Source organism: Ruegeria sp. A5, from assembly GCF_056543005.1.
Genome location: NZ_JBQGAV010000012.1, coordinates 1 through 15,017, shown reverse-complemented (window position 1 = coordinate 15,017; position 15,017 = coordinate 1). Strand labels below are relative to the sequence as shown.

At 57.6% G+C, this 15,017-nt stretch carries 11 protein-coding genes and 1 tRNA gene; 2 read left to right on the top strand and 10 right to left on the bottom strand.

The genetic code is table 11. From position 1 onward, the window contains the following. The first annotated feature begins 18 nt into the window (after positions 1-18). Complete coding sequence (locus ACR0AY_RS19700) at positions 19-852, top strand: LysR family transcriptional regulator (RefSeq protein WP_170513489.1); 834 nt, start codon at positions 19-21, stop codon at positions 850-852. Positions 853-854: 2 nt separating this feature from the next. On the opposite strand, the gene lptF is transcribed toward ACR0AY_RS19700, so the two are convergent. From lptF to ACR0AY_RS19660, 8 genes are all read right to left on the bottom strand, one after another. Beyond that, positions 855-1,994 carry an LPS export ABC transporter permease LptF gene (gene lptF / locus ACR0AY_RS19695; protein WP_170392575.1) on the bottom strand — a complete coding sequence of 380 codons (1,140 nt, stop codon included), beginning with the start codon at positions 1,992-1,994 and terminating at the stop codon, positions 855-857. 72 nt (positions 1,995-2,066) lie between these two features. Next, the gene (gene qhpG, locus ACR0AY_RS19690; RefSeq protein ID WP_480454521.1) at positions 2,067-3,482 is read right to left on the bottom strand and encodes a flavin-dependent monooxygenase QhpG; all 1,416 of its coding nucleotides are present in this window, start codon (positions 3,480-3,482) and stop codon (positions 2,067-2,069) included. Between the two features lie 4 nt (positions 3,483-3,486). Next, complete coding sequence (locus tag ACR0AY_RS19685) at positions 3,487-4,797, bottom strand: radical SAM/SPASM domain-containing protein (RefSeq protein WP_170513483.1); 1,311 nt, start codon at positions 4,795-4,797, stop codon at positions 3,487-3,489. After that, entirely contained in the window at positions 4,794-6,554 is a 1,761-nt protein-coding gene (locus ACR0AY_RS19680; RefSeq protein ID WP_170513481.1) for a ferritin-like domain-containing protein, read from the bottom strand. The genes ACR0AY_RS19685 and ACR0AY_RS19680 overlap by 4 nt, the downstream gene beginning before the upstream one ends. Continuing rightward, on the bottom strand, positions 6,547-8,220 hold the full coding sequence (locus ACR0AY_RS19675) for a hypothetical protein (protein WP_170513478.1): 1,674 nt from the start codon (positions 8,218-8,220) through the stop codon (positions 6,547-6,549). Before ACR0AY_RS19675 ends, ACR0AY_RS19680 begins: the two co-directional genes overlap by 8 nt. A 39-nt stretch (positions 8,221-8,259) precedes the next feature. After that, a complete protein-coding gene (locus tag ACR0AY_RS19670; RefSeq protein WP_170513476.1) occupies positions 8,260-9,825 on the bottom strand; it encodes an FAD-binding oxidoreductase in 1,566 nt (521 codons plus the stop codon). A 120-nt stretch (positions 9,826-9,945) separates the two neighbouring features. After that, on the bottom strand, positions 9,946-13,251 hold the full coding sequence (locus ACR0AY_RS19665; RefSeq protein WP_170513473.1) for an adenylate/guanylate cyclase domain-containing protein: 3,306 nt from the start codon (positions 13,249-13,251) through the stop codon (positions 9,946-9,948). 228 nt (positions 13,252-13,479) lie between these two features. Continuing rightward, positions 13,480-13,555, bottom strand: a tRNA-Trp gene (locus ACR0AY_RS19660). 142 nt (positions 13,556-13,697) lie between these two features. Between ACR0AY_RS19660 and ACR0AY_RS19655 the strand changes: the two genes are divergently transcribed. Next, positions 13,698-14,402: a DUF374 domain-containing protein gene (locus tag ACR0AY_RS19655; RefSeq protein ID WP_170402235.1), complete on the top strand. Its 705-nt coding sequence runs from the start codon at positions 13,698-13,700 to the stop codon at positions 14,400-14,402. 34 nt (positions 14,403-14,436) lie between these two features. On the opposite strand, the gene ACR0AY_RS19650 is transcribed toward ACR0AY_RS19655, so the two are convergent. Then, positions 14,437-14,658, bottom strand: a complete 222-nt coding sequence (locus tag ACR0AY_RS19650) for a hypothetical protein (protein WP_170420395.1) — start codon at positions 14,656-14,658, stop codon at positions 14,437-14,439. Between the two features lie 270 nt (positions 14,659-14,928). Further along, positions 14,929-15,017: EF-Tu C-terminal domain-related protein (locus ACR0AY_RS19645; protein ID WP_206020970.1), on the bottom strand; the 89-nt coding region annotated here is incomplete at its 5' end.

Genomic DNA, 15,017 nt, shown 5'->3' with positions numbered 1-15,017 from the left:
TCAAAAAATACTTTCAATATGCAAACCAAATCTCTGGAAACATTTTTAAGCATAGCCGAAACCGGCGGATTTCACTCAGCGGCCCGTAAGTTGAATGTAACCCAAACCGCAGTCAGCGCCCGGATCAGGGCCTTGGAAGACGCAACAGGCAAACCACTGTTCTCGCGCGGGGCCGGCGGAACGGTATTGACCGAGTACGGTCGCCAATTCAAACCCTATGCTGAACAGATGCTGTCGCTGTGGTCGTTCGCCGCCAACGACCTGCCTGAACAGATTCAAAATCGGTTGGCACTGCGTCTGGGTGCCCAGTTGAGCGTGTGGGATCCGTTACTGGTGGACCTTGCTGTTCGCTTTGAACAACGGTTTGGACAATTGCTTTTAACCCTGAATTACGACCATGATTTGGATATGGTCGACGCCGTTGCGACCCACGTACTTGACGCCGCGCTGACCCATGAAAAACCTGCGGACCGGCGCGTGGTATTCCACGAACTTGCGCCCGAACGGCTGTCTTTGGTTCAAAGCAGGAAGGATGCGAACACCGACGCTGAACGGGTATTTGTCAACATAGAACTGGGCGAGACCTACCGGGATCATGTCCGTTCCACAGCGCGTCTCGCGACAGGGCAAACTATCTTTCTGGGTAATTGCTTGATGGCTTTACGCTATCTCCTACAGCGTGGCGGGTATGGGTATTTCCCGGACTATGTCATCACTCAGCATCTGAACTCAGGCGAGCTGTTGCGCGAGAAAGATGCGCGCGACTTAATGCTACCGCTGTATTTGGTGGTCCGTTCGGACAGTCAAGAAGTTGAAAACATCCTGCAGTGCCTGGAGGAACTTCGCCGCTGACTTCAGACCGGTGACGGCTTTGGTGCTCCGTTTCGAACCCTTTTTCGCAGCAAGGGTCGCCCCGCGGCCAGTAAAAACAGAACCGACACAAGCACGCCCATAACGGCGGGAAGATACAGCAAGCCCCAAAGTCTGGGATCATTGATGACGAACGGGGATACGAATCCCCGAACCCCCTCAAGCAGGACCAGAATGGTAAAGGCACCCAGGATCTGAGGCCAAAGCCCAAAGCGCGAAAAGCTACCCAGCATCAGGGTCGAATATCCGACCAATGCGACCGCAATACAAATCGCAATCCACGAGAACCTCTGGTGCAGCTCATCCACCAGATGGCCGATGCTGTGATCATCTTTCACTGAGACCGCTTCGCGATCCCAGATCAACTCGACCGTCGGGATGGCTTCAAGGCTGCGATGGCCCATACTCGAATTCTGGGTCAGTTCGGAAATGTCGTAAGAGGCGTCTTCGAACAACGTGGATGACAGCGTGTTACCAGCCTGATCATACCGCAGCGCAATCCCATCCAGCATAACCAGATGAATGCCCGAAGCCTGATTGACCAGATAGGCGGTGGCACTGGAATAACTGACAGGGTTAATCCCATCGCGACGGTCTGAGACGAAGACTTCGCGCAGCGTTCCGTCCAAATCGATATCGCCGATATAGACGGTTACACCTTCTGCTGGATGCAAGAATTCGCCCTCATTCAACAGCTGTGCGGTGACATCTCCGGCAACTTCATCCTGTCTTAATTCCAGTTGATCAACCGATGCAGGTCGCAAAAAGACGCTGATGACAGCCATCATCAGTCCCGCACTGAGCCCGAACACCAAGACCGCGCGCGCCAGTCGCCACGGGCTGGAGCCTGTTGCCAGCATCACCGTCATCTCGCTTTCGCGGCTCAAACGGTTGGTGGCGTAAACAGCGGCCGCAAACACCGCCATGGGCATGACCGTCCGGATCAGCGTCGGCAAGGTCAACGCCGTGAACTCCAGGAACACCATCGCCGATTGGCCGCCGCTGATGACCCGATCAAAAAGGCTGACCGAACGCGTGATCCAAAAAACCCCGACAAGCACAAGGGTGAAAAAGCCAAACAGCACCAGCAATTGCCGCAGGAAATACCCATCAAAACGCGACATGCGACCTCTTGTTTCTTGGCGATTGGCGTTGCGGCGGACTTTAGGTGATTCAACGCGCCGAGGAAACCTCGATTAAGCCTGATCAGCGGCGGGGATCACGATGCGATGATACCAAAGCCAGCGCAGAATGCGCGACGCCGTGTGTGTGGCCAAAACCTCTGACCAGCTCTTGATGATGTTCAAAGTGGTTGTCGGGGCGCCAAGCCGCTCTAACAACGGTCCCAGCATTGCGCCCTCCAGATTTGCAACTGGCCTTGGAAGATTCGGGTGCCCTATGACAAGGCCGGGTACGATATGCGAAGCGGTTTGCACGCCGGAAGCGATGAGCTTGGCCTGAGGTGACAGGATCAGGTGCTGATCATCACGCAACGCCTCCGTGTTTGGATCGAACGCTGGAGGCTTTACCCAATCCAACGGCTTTGCGCGCTCAGCCCAGAAGTGCGAAGGATCGACAGCATGCTGCCGTGCATAGAAATCGGCTGCGAGCGCTGCATGGGTCTGCACACGCTCGAATTGCCGATCCGCATAAAAAGACAAGGCCAGATCACTATGATCGGGGGTTGTCAGAAGCGTGTTCACCACGGCTGCGGCCTGCACCGCCTGCCCCATCGCCAATTGCACCCCCTGCGACGACAACGCGTCGACCGCGAAGCTGGCCTCTCCGACCCGCAGAAGGTCGCGTGTTGGTGGTGTTGTCTCGGCCTGGCTGGTCGCATCCGCCCGCCGCACAGGCCCGATACGGCGCTGTTCCAGACAGGGTGCCAGTAATGTCGAACGGGCCAGAAGATTCAGATAGAGATCGCGTCGATCTGCGGGTTGCAGCCCGATGCAGGCGTCGGGATCGACAAAAACCATTGCGTTGACCACTCCTCCCGGTAACAACGCGCCCCAATACCAATGCCTTTGTCCCGCCTCGACCCGGGCTTGCGGGCCAAAGCCCGGCGGCACGTGCCAATAAGCATAAAGCGCCAACAAAGGTTGGGATGCAGGGCGAAACCTGCGGCCCAGCCCGGCTTGCCGTCCCGCTGCGTCCAGCAGGATTTGTGCCTGGATCCGAAAGGCGCCCGTGTCGGTCCGAACGGGAATCTCCCAACCAGACTGCTGGCGCACCGGGCGGTATGCGCGCGCAGGTTGGACGACCTGCGCCCCTGCCGCTTGTGCTGCACGTAACAGCACGGCATCGAACTGGCCCCGGTCAACCAAAAGTCCGGGGTGATCACCGGCGACGCCGCGACGTTCGAACGCTCCGGCCCAATGCAAAAGCGATCCGCTTGTACGCAGAAAACCGGCTTGGGTAACGGTTTCGTCGACCCCCAACAGGTTCAGGATCGGCCAGATTGATGGCGGCAATGACTCGCCGACATGTTGGCGCGGGAACGTTTGCCGCTCGATCAGGCAGACGCGCCGACCTAGCTGAGCCAACCTCAGCGCAGCAGCGCTACCTGCCGGGCCGCCTCCGATCATGCAGATTTCGGTCTCAATCTCCATCCTATCAGGCAGAGGCCACCCGTGCGGACACGCCAAAATAATCCGGACGTGCTTCGGACAAGCGGACATAGGCCTGAAGGCAATAGTGCAACCAACCTCGAATGTAGTCGCAAGCGGGGCGTCCGCGATGGATGACCTCGTGATGACAGCCGCCGCCGCACAGATACCGCGCCCAGCAAGTGCCGCACGGGGACTGGGTGTGCACGTGACGGTTCGTCAACCAATTTTCTCGCCGAAGATCAGGGCCATCATAGACATCGCCCATGGCTCCGGCTTCGTCTTCAACAAAGCGATGGCAGGCGAACAGTCCACCATCAGCAGACACGCCGAAATACCCGCCCCCTGCCCCGCAGGCATAGGGCCGGTGGGTGCCTCGGTGGATCTCCTGCATCGCCGCTGCCATGTTCGAGAAAGGGTAGCGCCGCCCTTCGATTACCGCCGCCTCGAAAACTTCGCCGCAACGGATCATCTGCGATAGCATCTCGTCCAAATCACTCCGGTTCAGTTCATGCTGACCGTTGGGCGAGGCCAGCATGGGCGAGAATCCAATCGAATGAAATCCCATTCCCACAAACCGATCCAGCGTCTCTGGCAGGTTCATATTCTGCGGCGTAACCGTCACCCGGGCACCAACCTGCATACGGTGTTGAGTTGCCAGCAAAGGTTCGACCCGTTTCAGGATCGTATCAAAACTACCCCGACCGCCACGATTTGGGCGCAGCTTGTCATGGACCTCGCCCATGCCATCCAGACTGATGGTGACAGCAAATCCATGCGCTTCGAAAAACGCCGCATCCTCGGGGCGTAGCAGGGTCCCGTTGGTTGTGATCGATAACCCGACGCTCAACCCGTTGGCATGCGCCTGATCGACGGCATATTCCGTAGTGCGTTGCACCAGATCACGGTTGATCAGAGGTTCTCCACCCAAATAAGCAAGGTTGATCCGCACACCGGGTTCGGCTTCGGCCACCAGCCGATCAACCGAAGCCTTGGCGACTTCCCATTCCATATTCCGCGCGGGTCCACCAAATTCTCCCCCTGCAGCATAGCAATAAGTGCAAGCCAGATTGCATTTCTGCGCCACTGCCAGTGACAGCGACCTCACGGGCATACTCTGAGGCAGCGTGTCATCGATGAAAGGTGTTCCATCCAATCCCATGGACCTGAGGAAAGCGCTTTGACTTCTCTTGTCCATCGTTGCGAATTGGTCCGCCGTCCCCTCAGGCACATCAAACACGCGCGATCCATCAACTGCCAGCATGTGATCTCCATGCCCTGTGTCAAAGAAATGCACCTGCGCGGCGGGTGGGATCACGCCTTACCCTCCGTCCAGAACGGGATGCCAATCCCCTTGGCGGCCAGCGCTTCGCCCTCGACGCGGAACAGCTTCATGTCATCGCGCACCTGCTGGATGTAGGCCTGGGAGTCTTCAAATTTGCCATCCGCTTCAAGCGTATAGGCGTTGGCTAACCCATCCTTGACCTTCGCGTAGAGTTCCAGCGCCGTCCTGGCCTCCTCTTCAGTGCCAACCTCAATCTGACGCAAATAGGCAGGCGTGCCCTCTCCCGTATCGTATTTGGCCAAAACGTCCTTCATTTGACTGAAGCGCAGGAAGTGCTCGTCCCCGTCGGTGTCGATCCGTACCGCCAGCGCATAAAGGCGGCGTTCCGGGAACAAATCCTCCTGCTCCAAAGTCGCCACACATTGCGCATAAGCGCGGTCGATAAAGCCTCCGGGGCGCTCGATCTCGATGAAATCCGCAAGCGCTTCCGCCGTCAGTGGCCTTAGTGCGCGCGGCTGAGTCTTACCCTTGCCCGCCGGCAAGGTTTCGGACGGGGTCAAGATGGGTTCATACCCCTCGGGCTCAAGCTCCCAAAGCAACTGGTTCGCCCAGCGCATATGGGTCATCTCGCCAATCGCGACCTCCAGCACCGAACGCCGGGCAAATATCAGATCGTCTTTCAGCGTCGGCCATTTTCGGGTATCCGCCGTTTCGGGATCCGCCAACGAAAAATAGGCATAGAGATATTGCAGGCTCAGCGTCATCTCCATCGCGGCCAGACGCGTCTTGAGGTCCTCGATCATCGCCTGCGGCGTGTCATAGGGCTCCACGCCTGGCATTTCGGGATCAACTTCATAAACCTCGCCCGTTTCGCGGCCTTCAACGACGATAGGCAATTCGCTCCACATCTGATTTACCTGATAATGGTCAATCTGGTAGGGGCGGTTTTGTTCGACCGTATTCAGCGCCGCGACGTTACCGGACGGAGACTTGTCCGAGCGCAGCCAATCCAGATAGGTCTCGGCCTCGATCGGGTTCTTTGACTGGCCCGAGGGCAGCTGATCGTCATGTGCAACCTCGGCCATCACCACATCGGGATGGTTCGAGGGCCAGTAGTGGCAGCCGCAGTCGCGGAAGTCATGGGACCACGGGTTGCACAGGCTCTGCGTCAGTTCGCCGGGATCATAGGCTTCGCTGAAGACACCCGCCTCGGTCCGGTACTGGCGGCGAAAACCGTGCAGGACAACCTGCTCGGTATCCACGATGCCTTCATGATTGCGCCGTTCCAGCGCAATGCTGACCGGTTTGTCATCACCATGTTCCAGACTGCGGATGAACCGCCAAATCATCAGCCCGTCATAGGGTGTGCCGTCTTCCTCCTTGAAAGTGATGCGCTTACCGCTCTGCTCGACCCATGACAGGAACCAGCGACCTTGGCTGAGCTTTGCGCCGATGTCACCGCTGTAGGCCTCCAACAGCGTCTGCACCCACTCCTCGGGGCTGTTGTCAGGCAGCATCGGGTCGTAGAAATAGTCCACAAAAACCAGATGGAAGCCCTGCGAATTCTTCGGTGCCTCGGGCACGGGGTTCAGCGGCACCCGCGCGGCGTTGAACACCAGACCGGGGAAAAAGCGGCGGTCCAGGTTGCGCACATCCATTTCCAGACCGGGAAAGCAATTCCCCACCGATCCGTCCAGTCGCGTGTTGTCGGGGTTGCCCGGTACCTTATAGGCCGCGCGGGCGGTCAGGTTGCGGGGTTTAACGCGGATTTGGCCGGGCTGATCAGACATTCTGAGCCTCCGTTTCCTGTGCAACCAGATAGTCGATGAACGAGATCACCAGATGGTACTGCCTGCGCGACAGCGACAGCGGGTAATAGTTGGAATCGCGCATATAAGGCGGCATCCGCGCGTCGTGCATCGAGTCGCGGATAATCCGAGGATCGCGAAAATCCGGGTTCGGATTTTGATCAGGGTTCGGGTTTGTCTCAAGCGCGGTCAGGATACCATATGGTGGACGCAGCAGCGTTTTAACGAAATCCGGGCGACGGCGCAGGAAATCCAGCAGGTTGGCCTCGTCAATCAACTGCTCATGCACGAACTTCGTCGCCACTGTATAGGGCAGCCGATCATTCGGCACGGAGTTCGAAAAGACTGAGATCGGTTGCGGGCGGATCAGTTCGTCGATCTTGTCCGGCGGCCTTGCATCCTCCTCCGTCATGGATTTCGCATCGGTTGACGGCAGGCCCGGCGTCGGGGAAATCCCGGTTTTCGCCTGTAATTTGGCATTGTCCTTCAAACCTTGCGCGCGGATATCGTCGAGGTTGATCAGGCTGTTGGTCTCGAAGGCGCGGCGGAAGATATCGACCACCTCGTCTTTGGCCTGGGTGTAGTTTTCTTCAGTTACCGAGATTAGCGACAGATCACGATCGGCCAGATCATCCTCAAGGCTGTAGAACGGCCGCGCATCAGGTGCAAAATCGGGTGGTCCGGTCATGATCGTGGCGCGTGCGGTTAGGCGTTCGCCACGCACGGCCAGCGTCGCCTCGATCACGCCATCGCTGGTGTCATCGGCCACTCCCCAGGATTGGTCATTGCCCACACGGGCACCGTCGTAACTATCATGCGGCTCAGGGTCGTCCGAGGTGCCGGACATCATGATCCATTTCGACCAAGGGGTGTCGGGGTTCAGGATGCGGTTCTGTTCGGGCACGATTTCGTGGATGCGACCATATTCCGATTTCGGCGGGTCGTTCTGATAGCCCGGTACGGCCAGCGTCGCCGGACCGTATGCAGCATCAGGCGGGCCATAAACCTCGCCTTTCGGAGGCATAAAGCGCAGGCGCAGGATACTGCGGTCGATGAACTCCCCTTCGACTGGTTCATCATGACCCTGCACAGGATGCATCACACGGATCGAGCCTAGCGGGATCGGGTTATGCTCATAGACCATCGGCTGTTGTTCGGACGTATACGGACTGAAGGCCAGCAGGGGTTTCGGGGTGAAATCCTGACCCGCAATCTCGACCCGTGCACGAAACCCGCAAGCCGCGTCGCCAGTCCGGCGCTCGGCCTTGGTGTTCCCGACGGTGACCGAATAGCGCACGTTTTGCAGCGACAGGCCCTGATCGTCGAGCAGATCGAGCGTCACCGGTGTCTCATATTCCTCGCCCGTCTCGGCATCATGCATCCGCGCCCACAGCTCAAAGAACGGGGCAACCGGGCGCAACGCGCCGCCTTCGTCGCGAAAGCGGATTGTGTCGGGATCGGGAAGATAGGCAGTGACACTGCCATCTTCAATCTCGCGAAAGGTTATGTTCGACCGGATGACCGTTTTGTTGTTGCCATGGGCATCCATGTCCTGCTGCCACTCATAACTTTCCAGCGGTGTCTCACCCGGTCCAAGACGGGCAACCGCCATGGGTGGCAGAAAGAAAATCTCTTGGATCGTGTCCATACTGGGCCCTCCCCCGTTTGGCCTTGGCAGCCCCCGCTTTCAGGGGTTCGAATAGCTCTCGTATGTGATAGTTGGGTCGTCGAAGATCGACTTGGACGTATCTCGGATGATGTCTGGCGGAGCGTCATCCGGCACCGGCGAAATGCTCTGCTGATAATGGAAGAAGTTATGCGGGTCGAATTTCTGCTTCACGAACAGCAAAGAGTTGAAATACTCGCCCCAGTATTGCCAGCGATAGTTCTTCTGGGTCCGCCGTGGATAGTTCTGATAGACGCGGTCAATGAAATAGCCTTCTTCGGTCATCAGTTCCATGAATCCGTCGAGCCACGGCACCACGATCTCTTTTTCTTCTTCCGACACCCAGAACACATCGACGTAGAAGTTCAGCGACACATCACGGTGAATGAAGGCATTGCCTTGTTTGCCCAACGGCATCCGATTGATCGCCCCCCCATAAGGTTCGATGGCCACAGCGCCATAAGCATTGGGCGTGCTGTCGAGGTAGTCTACGACGCGCTGCCATTCGACTTCGCTGAGCTGGCGTTCAATATATCCGGCCTGCTTATCTTCACGCGCCTGATCGGGGACGACGGGGATGTCATATTTGTCGTCATATAACCATGAGTTGATTTCTTGATAGGTGCCATAGTTCTGGTCGTCCTCACCCATCTCGCCGCCGATTTCATCGCTCAGCAGGGGCTGAACAAACGCGTTCCCCTCTTCGGACGTGCCATCATAGAGCGCCGACACCAGCAACACCTTTCGATCTCCCTGATAGGCCAGAAAGATATAGGCCCCGAAACGGTCATCTTCGCAGGTGCGCATGTAGTTGGCCTGCAGGTACTCCAGTGCCTTGGCGGCTTTGTCCAACGGCCATGTGATGTGGCAACCCCAGACTTCATACAGCTGGTGCAGCTGGTAGCGGATTTCCAGCAACACACCAAAGTTGTTGCCGGTCCCGCCTCGTATGGCCCAGAAGAGGTCGGAGTTCGTGTCTTTGTCCGCGATCACGATACTGCCGTCCCACAGCATCACGGTGACACCCAGAACGCTGTCGCAAGCCATCCCAAGCCTGCGCGAGGTAAAGCCATAGCCGCCGCCCATCATGAAACCCGCAACGCAGACATCCTGACAGGCCCCGCCCGGCACGTGCAGGTGATAGGAGTTCAACTCCGAATTCAGCATCTTGAACGGTGTGCCCGGACCGACATAGGCCATCGGCACCTTTGGATCGACGGTCACGTAACGCATTCGGCTGGTATCCAGCACCATCTGGTTATTGACCGAATACCCCGCCGTGCTGTGACGCCCTGACCGCGCAACAACCCACAGGTCATGCTCACGCGCGAAAGCAAGGCTGGCGCGTACATCCTGAATGGTCTCGCAATAGACGATGATCTCTGGGTAGTCCTGGAAAGCCGGATTCCAAACCTGCCGGTCATTGTTGTAATCCGCGTCGGTCGGCAGAGTGACCGTTCCGATCAGTTTCTTCTCAAATTCACGTATCTCATCGGGCGTGATCGAATGGTACTGCTGCAGCGCCAGATCGGTACGGCTTTGCGCCAAGACATCCTTGGCCAGAAGTGTTTTGCTGATCTTACGCATTAGGTCTCCTCATACCACAAGAGCGGGGCGCCGGACTGGTGACCCAGCGCTTAAAAGTCGAAATTCAGGTATCATCCCAGCTCTGCCCGCGCCCAAGCTGGCAGCAAGTTGGCCTTCGGGTCAAGTAATCGTTTCCATCAACGCTCGTGCGTCTTTGAGGTCCGGCAGTTGGGCATCTTGATGGAAATGCGACATGACCGAATTCAACGCCTCACCAACCGGTTCGCCTCGGTGTTGCCGCCACTCCGCCAACGCGACCGCCGCACGAAGCTCGTAAAGCCGCGCGCCTTGCCTTTGCGCTGTTTCGATAGCGCGCAACAGCAGCGGTACGGGATCGCCCCCTGTCTTGGCTACAAGGGCGGCCTCAATACGAAGCTGATCGGCCTCGGCCCATTTCTCTTCGGTTTTACTCAGAACATTTCTGGCGTGCGTCAAAGTCTGATGCGCCGCGTCGTGATGGCCGGCGTTTGTCTGAATCTCGGCAATCAGCGAAGGGAAGAAAGTCTTGTAATTTCCGGCCCCAACCGACCACCAGTCTTCCGACGCCTGACGCAGGTCCTCGATATGCTCGACTTCAGAGGTCGTGGTCGCCTTTGCCCAGCTTTCCCATAGCCGCGCAATGGTCGCCATAAAGGGTAGCGAATGCTCCTCGGCGACTTCGGACAGCGCCTTAACATCCCTTTGCAATGCAGGGATGTCGCGCGCCAGCAGGTGAACCTTGCACATGTAAACCAAGATCTGCGCCACACTATGCGCGTGCTTGAGGTTCTTGGACCATTCCAGCGCTGTATTCTGCACCTGCAGTGCATCTTGATGCCGACCCATCAGGCAATAACATGTGCCCAGAAATGCTGATGTAATCGCGGCATGATCCGTTCCATAGACATAGGCTAGCTGGCTGTGCTGATCAAAATCATAAAGCTCCCAAGCTTGCTCAAGATGGCGCTTTGCATCTGACAGGTTGCCCAGATGCAATTGCACCGCCCCCATAGCGCGATGACCGACCATGCGGTGTTCGGTCTTGCCGCTTGTCGCCGCCAGATCGAGGATCTGCGCAGCCACGCCTTTCGCCAATCGATATTCGGCACGCACAAGATGGAATGCATATAGCCCGTTGAGCACAGGAAACAGCCGCTCGGTCTCGTCAGCTCGGTGACATAGTTCGCGCAGACGCCCATAGGCCTCACCCGTCGCATCCCCTGAAATACCACTTGTTGAGCGCAGGACACCGGCACGCAGAATCTGGATGTCGATCTCTTGCAAATCCCGTGCACGGCTCTTTGGCAGATCGGCAAGCTGATCCAGAGCTTTCGACAGATGGGTCAACGCCTCGGCCTGGGCCGAGCGTTCGATCGCTCGACGCCCCGCGCTTTGCCAGTGCATCACGGCCTCATCCGCGCGTTGGGCCAACGTGTAATGCTGTGCCAGAACCTCGGGCTGAGTCTGGGCCAGTTGCGGCTGGTTCTCCAGCAACGCACCCGCCGCGCGGTCATGCAGCGACTGCCGTTCCGTGCGCAGCAGGCTGTCATAAGCCATGTCGCGAATCAATGCGTGGCGGAAGATGAACTCATCCTCTGCCGCATCCGGGGCTTGAAGAATGATCCCGGCCGATGAGAGCTGTTCCAGTCCGGCCTGCAGAACCGTCGGAGACAGAAACGAAACAGAGGCCAGCAACGCGATCGAGAACTGCCGCCCGAACACGGCGCCGGTTTGCGCCACTTCTTTGGCCTTGCCCAAACGGTCCAAACGCTCCATCAGCGAATCCTGCAACGTGCTGGGAACTGAAAGCGATGGCAGGGGGCCGCGCACGACATAACCCTTGTCGCTCAAGCGCAATTGCCCCGATTCCAAAAGACCGCGGGTCACTTCCTGGACATAAAGCGGAATGCCATCCGTCTTGGCCGCAATAAGGTCGCAAACCTCGGGTGGTACTGGGTGCCCCCCCGCCACCTCAGCTACGATCTCAGCCACATCCCGATTGGTCAAACGCTTGAGAGGTATACGTAGGGTATTGTTGTGGTGACCCCAACCCGGATCGAAACCGGTACGTGCTGTTACGACGATCAGCACCGGTAGGTCCCGAATATGTTCGATCACCCGATCTGTAAGAGACAAGGTGGTCGGATCAACCCAATGCGCATCTTCGAACAACAGCAACACCGGTCGTTCTCGCGCTAACGTCGCAAGCTGTTCTGTCACTGCCTCCAACGTCTTCTCAAGCTTCACTTGCGGCGGCAGGTCGAGAGGCCCCAGCGTAGCATCAGCATCAACGCTCAACAAATCAGCGATCAGGCGCACATGCTCAGGCGGGTGATGGCGCAAGAGGTACGAGAGTTTTCCCAGTTTATCCTCATCGTTGTCTGTCGGCGCAAATCCTGCGGCGCGTTCCAGATGCTGAATGATCGGATAAAGTGCCGAGTTGGCATGAAAGGGCGAACACTGGAAGTTCAGGCGAAGCGCGCCTTGATCCAGCACTTCTTGGCTAAGCCCCTCAATCAGGCGTGATTTGCCGATCCCTGCCTCGCCAGTGACAAGAACCGATTGTCCAGCGCCCTGACTTGCCTCATTCCATTTGTCGGTCAGCTTGCGGAACTCTGCCTGGCGCCCAATGAGCCGACCAGAACCGGCATCAGGCATTATGTCAAATCTGCGCTCGATCCGCGCCTGCCCTGTGACGCTCCAGGCTTGTATCGGTTCCGAAAACCCTTTCAGTGCGAAAGACCCGCGATCCTGCAGTTCAAATGCATTGCCCACCAATCTGCGAGTGGATGGGCTGATGATCAGTGTATTGGGCTCGGCCAAACTCTGCAAACGTGCTGCCAGATTGGGTGTACGCCCCATGACCACGTCATGTTCCTTCAACCCTTCGCCATGGATCTCGCCCACAACGACAAGACCGGTCGAAACACCGATCCGCGCAGTCAGACGCTCCTGGCCTTCCATGCGATTCAATCCTTCAAGAATATCCAGACCCGCATGAACGGCGCGCGAGGCCGCATCTTCCACCGCGTGAGGATACCCGAAATAGATCATCGCCCCGTCACCCATGAAATCGGCGATATGTCCACCAAAGCGAGCAACCGAGGTCGAGCAAATTTCCTTGAACCGCCGAAGCAGCTCCCCCAAGTCTTCGGGATCAAGCCGCTCGGACATGGCAGTCGAGCCAACCAGATCAACAAACATAACTGTCAGTTGCCTCCGCTCGGCGACAATCTTCCCGCTGCCTTGCACCGGGGTCGGATTGGCATCCCGCGCCTGCCCCAATGCGGCCATCAATCGGCGCCTTGGTCCAAGTGGCAGCCCAAGGTCGATCAAATCATGTTCGGAGAGATGTGCGAGATCGGCCAATGTAACTTCGTTCGACGCGAATACCGGCGCATATTTCGACAGCCCGTGTTCTTCAAGGAATGCGTCGATCTCTGTCATTATCCCCGTTGTCCCCGATCGTCTCCGGGTTCCCCTACCCGGTCAGGCTTGCATATTGTGACACAAAAGCCGAACGACTTTAGCACATTAGCTGGACAGTCCTGATGGCTTTTCCTTCAGCCTTGATCAAGCTTTTTCTTTATTGCCGCACACGTCAAGTGAATTGCGCCACACGTATGCACCAAGCCCGCGCCTCTGTTGCAGGAATTTCGCTTGTCCGGTGGGAAATGGCAGGGGCAGCAGGGTTCGAACCCGCGACCTACGGTTTTGGAGACCGTCGCTCTACCAACTGAGCTATACCCCTAGGCTGGGCCATCAGATATGACAGAGGCGCAGCGGACTCAAGAGGCTTTTTGAGTTTTCCGAACACTTTACCGCTGACAAAAAAGTTGCGCCCGGCGCGCAGTTCTTTAAGACAAGGCTCGGCCAGCAGGAGGACCGCAGCCTTGAGCATCCGCAAGAAAATCGCAGACAGCGAAGCCGTGCTGAACTGGGTCGCGCGACGGATCGCAAGCTATATCCGGTTGGTGCATCGCAACACACGCTGGCAGCGCATCGGTTACGAAGAGCTGGATCAACTGGCCGAACAGGGCGAACCGGTCATCGTGGTGCTGTGGCACCAGAGACTGGCACAATCGCCATATTTCTTCCCTCTGGACAAGGGCCGCATCTGCTCGATCACTTCGGCAGCGCGCGCGGGTAGCATGGTGGGGCGAGTGCAGAAGCTGTTCGGGATGGATACAATTGCAATGTCCAGCCGCAAGCGCCACGTCGCTTTGTCGCGCGAAGTGCTGGGAAAGATGAAACAGGGTATCTCGATTGGCATTGCCGCCGACGGCCCTCGCGGACCCGAGCGGGTATCCTCGACCGTACCGCTGGTCTGGGCTCGCACATCAGGTAAACGAGTTTTCGGCATCACCTATTCCGCGCGGCACGGGCGCGAAGCCGGAACTTGGGATCGTCTGCTGATGCCTCGCCCCTGGCGCAACGACGGCGTATTTCTGTGCCGCGAATGGACCGATCCAGTTCCACGCAAGGCCAGCGAAGAGCAGATTGAGGCCCTTCGTCTGAGCCTTGAGCAGCATATGAACGACATCACCGCCGAGGCCGACCGGATGGTCGGGCGTGAGCCATGGGCAAAGAGCATGTGAACCCAGAACCCGGCGTGAAACGACTATTGCGCCGTTAGGCCGCGTCTGCGCTGGTTTTGACCGAGGTCGCTCCTCTCGCCATGCTGTCCGACATTTCAGCAAGCTTGATATCAAATCGCTTGCGCTCTCGGCAAAAGTCGCTGATTTTGCACTCAACTTCCTGTTCGTCGTCACCGAGAACAGCGGCTCTCATATCATCCAAATCCTTGCTGTGAAGGATTTGCGTTCCATAGTTCAGAAATTCAAAACCAAACATCTTAGTCTCCCCTGATCGCCGGGACGCACTTGATTTGCGCGTCACCCTTGCTGTTGCAATAGAGAGCTGGGAGTTCAGTCTTCGTTTGGAGTGGACGGTAGATTAAGAATGCGAGATCGACAGCTGTTTTGTTCAATGAACTCAGCTTGCCCGAGATCATTCGACGAATAATCTCAATGCGCCGAGAAGATTGGATGAGAAAAGGCCGCCCCATGTGGAGCGGCCTTCTTTAGTTCACCGATTTGTCGGGCCAAAGCCCGACTACCGTGATTACTCGATGATTTTCGAGACGACGCCGGCGCCGACGGTGCGGCCGCCTTCGCGGATGGCGAAACGCAGGCCGTCTTCCATCGCGATCG

What these genes read in the sequence shown, in the direction of transcription:
- ACR0AY_RS19700 (WP_170513489.1), top strand. Translation starts at nt 19, where the DNA reads ATGCAAACCAAATCTCTGGAAACATTTTTAAGCATAGCCGAAACCGGC.
- lptF (WP_170392575.1), bottom strand. Translation starts at nt 1,994, where the DNA reads ATGTCGCGTTTTGATGGGTATTTCCTGCGGCAATTGCTGGTGCTGTTT.
- qhpG (WP_480454521.1), bottom strand. Translation starts at nt 3,482, where the DNA reads ATGGAGATTGAGACCGAAATCTGCATGATCGGAGGCGGCCCGGCAGGT.
- ACR0AY_RS19680 (WP_170513481.1), bottom strand. Translation starts at nt 6,554, where the DNA reads ATGTCTGATCAGCCCGGCCAAATCCGCGTTAAACCCCGCAACCTGACC.
- ACR0AY_RS19675 (WP_170513478.1), bottom strand. Translation starts at nt 8,220, where the DNA reads ATGGACACGATCCAAGAGATTTTCTTTCTGCCACCCATGGCGGTTGCC.
- ACR0AY_RS19670 (WP_170513476.1), bottom strand. Translation starts at nt 9,825, where the DNA reads ATGCGTAAGATCAGCAAAACACTTCTGGCCAAGGATGTCTTGGCGCAA.
- ACR0AY_RS19665 (WP_170513473.1), bottom strand. Translation starts at nt 13,251, where the DNA reads ATGACAGAGATCGACGCATTCCTTGAAGAACACGGGCTGTCGAAATAT.
- ACR0AY_RS19650 (WP_170420395.1), bottom strand. Translation starts at nt 14,658, where the DNA reads ATGTTTGGTTTTGAATTTCTGAACTATGGAACGCAAATCCTTCACAGC.